General features: G+C 41.1%; 3 protein-coding genes. 2 read left to right on the top strand and 1 reads right to left on the bottom strand.

Annotated elements, in window-relative coordinates; translation table 11 throughout:
• Positions 1–264: hypothetical protein (locus tag ACWVCM_RS00340; protein ID WP_455199702.1), on the top strand; the 264-nt coding region annotated here is incomplete at its 5' end.
• A 47-nt stretch (positions 265–311) separates the two neighbouring features.
• Here the strand turns inward: ACWVCM_RS00340 and ACWVCM_RS00335 are convergent.
• On the bottom strand, positions 312–821 hold the full coding sequence (locus tag ACWVCM_RS00335; protein ID WP_455199701.1) for a hypothetical protein: 510 nt from the start codon (positions 819–821) through the stop codon (positions 312–314).
• 374 nt (positions 822–1,195) lie between these two features.
• Between ACWVCM_RS00335 and sbcB the strand changes: the two genes are divergently transcribed.
• Positions 1,196–2,653 (top strand): exodeoxyribonuclease I, encoded by a 1,458-nt coding sequence (gene sbcB, locus ACWVCM_RS00330; RefSeq protein WP_455199700.1) that lies wholly within the window; start codon positions 1,196–1,198, stop codon positions 2,651–2,653.
• Positions 2,654–3,236: the final 583 nt, after the last annotated feature.

The following is a 3,236-nucleotide window of genomic DNA, read 5'->3' as shown; positions in this document are numbered from 1 at the left end:
GATCTGGATAACGCGCCTGATACCCTGACGATTGATCCGGTGGTTTTGCAACAGGATTCATATACGATTTTTGTCGCTGTTGCTGATAATGGCAACCCACCAGAGACCAGTACGATGACGATGAACTTGGTGGTTACAAATGCCGCAGGAGAGGATAGTATGGGTGCGGGTAGTATCGGGCATCTTGGATTATTGTTAATCCTGCTATTGCTGCAACGTTTTTATATAGTACGAACACAGAAAGGGCATCAGAGCTTTGATTAAACCTCCCTGCTTAAATCTTTAAGTTAATGGGCGCTACTATGCGCCCATTATTTTTCCAGGAATCCCACCTGCCAGTTATTCTCCGCATTAAATTTTTGTGCGGTACATTCTATATAGGCTGTTTTGCTCGTATTACCTTCCACATACTGAACGACACCTGCTACCGATATGGAAACATTGGAACCTTTTTTGTATTGTTGCGTAACATCAGTGAAAGCTATCGCCGGTGCATCTGAAACTGAACGATGCTTGCGTTTGAAGTATTGATCAAAACGTTTTGAACACTGTGATACTGCCTGGTCTGTAATTGACGAGAGTTCTGTGGAAGAAAGCGTTCCTGAACTGATTAATGGAAGATCCCTTGCTCGAATATGCTGATCAACGGCATCATCAGACATAAAGTGTGGGTTTTTGTTCTCGAAAGTACTACATAGAAAATCGGAATAAATAACGTCGCCATTCTCGGCAAAACAACGTGCGACGCGTGCATTTTCGCCTGCTGTTAATAGCATTGGTAAAAAAAGCAGACAAAAGAAGAGTAGAGTAGCGCGTTTCATAGGTTTACCCCCTTCATAAACCCTTTGGCGAATTCCTGGATGCGCATGTTGCAGAATATGACCTGAACAAAATGCGATCACAACATTGATATTTTTGTTATAGCAAAAATATCGCAAATTTTGAACATATAATTATGTGGCAGCCTGAAGCGGCTCAGTAAAGTAGTGGCAAAACAAGAAGATAAAAGACTATCAGGCAATTGACACCAAAAATGGATTTTGGCTAATGACTATGGGTATATGCACATAGAATATAAATGTTCGTCAGTAGCTGATTCGGTGAGTTAGCCATCTCGTAGTCGATCGTATACTATTAGTTAGCAGGACTACTGTTTCATACATTAACAACAACTAATAAAACCCTTTCAATTACCGTGAGTCACCCAAAAAGTCTATATTGGTACGATCTGGAAACCTTTGGTATCGACAGTAAACGTGATCGTATCTCACAGTTTGCCGGTATTCGCACCGACGAAGAATTGAATATCATTAGCGATCCGCTGACCATATATTGTCAATTAAGTGAGGAAGTTTTACCCGAACCCGTATCCTGTTTGGTGACAGGTATCACGCCAGATACTGTGAATGAAAAAGGCCTGAAGGAGTACGAATTCATTAAAGCCATCCATCATGAATTCTCAACACCCAATACCTGTGTGGTTGGCTATAACAACATAAGATTTGATGATGAATTCATGCGCTATGCCTTCTACCGAAATTTCTTCGATCCTTATGAGCGCGAATGGAAAAATGGTAATACCCGTTGGGATATTATTGATGTGGTGCGATTGACGCATGCGCTCAGACCTGATGGTATAAACTGGCCAAAAAACGCTGAAGGCAATACCAGTTTCAAGTTAGAGTTATTGACTAAGGAAAACGGTATCGAACATAGCATGGCGCATGACGCAATGTCTGACGTTTATGCCACCATCGAAATGGCCAGGTTGATTAAAAACCAACAGCCGAAATTGTTCGACTATGTCTACTCAAACAAAAGCAAACAGAAAATAGCTAAAATGCTTAACGTTCGAGAGATGACCCCCGTCATTCATGTATCTTCAAGATATACGGCGGCAAAGTCTTGCATGGCAATCGTCGCTCCGCTGGCGATGCACCCTATAAACAAAAACGCCATTATTGTCTATGATCTTAGCGAGGATCCAACTGCTTTAATAGAGCTGGGCGTAGAAGAAATCAAAAAACGACTATTTACACCGTCTGACCAGTTACCTGAAGGGATTGATCGCATTCCTGTAAAAGCTGTTCATATCAACAAGTGCCCGATAATTGTGCCGCTTAGTACTCTGGATACTGCATCATCCAGGCGACTCAATGTGAAGCTGGATCTTTGTTTAAAAAATTTAATGACGTTGAAACAATCGCAAAAGTTATCAGATAAACTACGTAGTGTATTTGCCAAACCAGAGTACGAAACCAGTGATGATCCGGAATTTAAGCTATACGACGGTTTTTTCAACGATAGCGACAAGCAGTCTTTTCCCACCATCAGAGAGGCAAACGCAGAACAATTGCAAAACCAGCAATTCACTTTCAATGACGAGCGCCTGCCAGAGCTATTGATTCGTTATAAGGCGCGTAATTTTCCGGAAAGTTTGTCTGAAGCAGAAAAATTGCAGTGGGAAGAATATCAGAACCACCGTTTGTTTACCGACACCAGTTCTCATGCGCTAACAATACCCATGTTGCGGGAGAAAATAGAAACAATAAAAAATGAAGGAACTGAATTTACGGAAAGACTACACGTTCTTGATGAATTACTGGCATACGTAAAAAAACTCGAAGAAAAATATACAGCAGCTTTAGTTTAACTAAGCGCGTATCGCGCTACTTTGAATATCAGCTTTTCCAATCTCAACGTATTCTGATCGACTTCGCTTTCACCAGTTGCCAAAAGATAAACGTATTAATTATAAAAATGATAATGGCTATAACGGCTAACCAATAGATGGGTTTGACGTTTTCAAAATGTGAGTTCAACGCTCGTTTATGAGATAGCAATATACTCTGGTGAACCTGACGAAATGTATCCAGGTTTCGAATCTTATTCGCTTCTTTAATGTTTTTCTGAAACACCCGCTCGGTTTTTTCAGGGGTTACATCAGAGTGCGTTAAATAAATCCATACCGACGTGGTTAAGCACAATAATATACCAATTACATTTATTATCACGATAAGCCGCGAACTTAGGTATCCGATTCTCATTTTTCTACCGAGACTTGATTATAATTTAATGACGTCCATGCCCAGATCGCCCACTTGATCCAGGGTAGCCGCATTGGTAATCACCGCAGAACTGGCTTTGCCAGGATCAAAATAAGTAGATCCCACACGTTTCAGGTCATCCAGTGTGACTTTTAGTACACGATTGCGGTATTCACGGCGTTTTTCCGG

This window comes from Kaarinaea lacus (assembly GCF_975902315.1).
Note: the sequence above shows the minus strand (reverse complement) of the source record. Positions and strands in the feature narration are given on the sequence as shown.

What these genes read in the sequence shown, in the direction of transcription:
- ACWVCM_RS00335 (WP_455199701.1), bottom strand. Translation starts at nt 821, where the DNA reads ATGAAACGCGCTACTCTACTCTTCTTTTGTCTGCTTTTTTTACCAATG.